1 pseudogene is annotated in these 1,088 nt (G+C 42.6%); it reads right to left on the reverse strand.

What is annotated here, in order from left to right:
• Positions 1 to 77 precede the first annotated feature (77 nt).
• Positions 78 to 1,088, reverse strand: a pseudogene (locus tag P9687_RS16715) (FtsK/SpoIIIE domain-containing protein); the annotation flags it as partial.

A 1,088-nucleotide genomic window follows, 5' to 3' on the forward strand; every position in this document is an offset into this window, starting at 1 on the left:
ATTACTTACACTTTATATTCGACAAAAGTAGCCAAAATCCTTGTCAAATCTGGAATTTTTGTTTATTCAGCAAGCCCTAAATAAAGTGCCGCTTGAACCTTAATATTACTTACAATTTGCATACGCAAGTTCATTTGTCTGCTGGCGCTGATCATAATATACATCCCCAAGCTTGCACCTTCACGTACAATTTGTAAGACAAGCATTTCAAACTCATTATAAAAACCAGCTTCTTTTACTGCATCATAGTTATCAATCGGAATAACAATATTGGGCATTGAATTGCCGCTGATTTTTTCGTACAATTCTATATTTGCAACATTATATTGGCTCAATGCCTTTTTCCTTAATTTCATTTCTTTTGTCATCCGTTCAATAAACTTCAGGCATTTTTCTGTCTCATCAATTCGAATGATATCTGCCGTATGAGGCAAATTTTTCAATGGTAGTAAGCCGTTAGTACCTAAATCCACTAAATAAATCGTCAAATGTTCAGGACTATGCTGTCTCGCCAACTCCATTACCATCGATTGTAAGAAGGTCGATTTTCCATAGCCTGGGCTAGAATATACCGCAAGATGTCCATCCCTTGTTAAATCAATTGTCAAAGGTGTTTGTTTCTGTAATTCCGGCTGGTCAAGCAATCCGATCACAGCTTGTAATGGCTTCTTAGGTTCTTTCCAAGCTGTTTCAAAAAGAATAGCATGCAGATCTTGGGAATAGATCCGCTCTTCAAGCGGCGGCAGCCACGGTTTTGGTAGTTGGGCGATACCGAGTTTTTTGGCGCGGGCATGGATCCAATCGACGACGGCCTCGAGTTCGGTCGGGACTTTGGTGATTTCTTTCTGGTTGGCAAGCCCGCTTAAGTCTGCAGAAATAGGTTCGTACTGGCCAAGGTCGTTGATCGCGTAAATCGTGGTGTCCAACATGTCCTGGTCGTCCTGGTCCGGGACGTAGTTGGCGCCGCTCCATGCGCTTAGGAACAACTCATAGACTTCATTGTTGCCGACCTGCAAGTAGGCGCGTCCCGGCAAGGTGATCTCTGCAGCATCCGGCGTTTTTAAAATTTCCATGGAATCGCTTGTGTT

The sequence above is a fragment of the Weizmannia sp. CD-2023 genome, assembly GCF_036225245.1.
In the GTDB taxonomy this organism is placed as follows: domain Bacteria; phylum Bacillota; class Bacilli; order Bacillales; family Bacillaceae_C; genus Weizmannia; species Weizmannia faecalis.